This window comes from Rhizobium ecuadorense, from assembly GCF_001187535.1.
GTDB lineage: Bacteria > Pseudomonadota > Alphaproteobacteria > Rhizobiales > Rhizobiaceae > Rhizobium > Rhizobium ecuadorense.
In genome coordinates, this window is record NZ_LFIO01001151.1 from 1 (window position 1) to 544 (window position 544).

The window sequence follows — 544 nt, forward strand, 5'->3', positions numbered from 1 at the left end:
GGCCTGTCATGCCCGAGGTGACCCGTACGCCGGTTCGCGTCAGCGCAGCGCTCATCGTGCGCGTCAGGCGGCGGATCACCGGCGCCTGCCAGCTCGGATTGATGAACTCGTGGGTCAGTTGGAGGTCGCGGATCCGCAAATCATGCGCAACCGTGTCGATGAGATCATCTGGGTCGGCGAAGCGGTTCACCAGCGGATTGGTATTGAGCGAAAGGGTCAGCGGCATGGCGGCATCCTTCAGGCGGCAGCAAGGCGGGTTGACGCAAACCACTCGCCAAAGGCCACGCGCTCCGCTTCGTTCAGATGGAGATAGTGTTTGGTGCGGCGATAGAGGATGTCCTCGGCCGTTTCGGCCCATTCCGTGGCGACGAGATAGCGGGCCTCGGCCTCATAGAGCTGTCCACCGAAATGCCGCCCGAGCCCTTCCATGCCTGTCGCGCCGGCAACCACATTCCTGGCGCGGGCGCCATAGAGACGGCCGTAGTGATGCACGAGCTTGCGCGGCATCCAGGGATAGATATCGCGCAGGCTGTTGGCAAAGCTC

The 544-nt window shown here is 63.4% G+C and carries 1 protein-coding gene and 1 pseudogene; both read right to left on the reverse strand.

All coding sequences use genetic code 11. The features are described from left to right. Nucleotides 1-226, reverse strand: a pseudogene (locus AF337_RS24585) (aminotransferase); the annotation flags it as partial. Nucleotides 227-237: 11 nt separating this feature from the next. Beyond that, on the reverse strand, nucleotides 238-544 hold a 307-nt coding region (locus AF337_RS24590; RefSeq protein ID WP_280138866.1), incomplete at its 5' end, for a glycerol-3-phosphate dehydrogenase C-terminal domain-containing protein.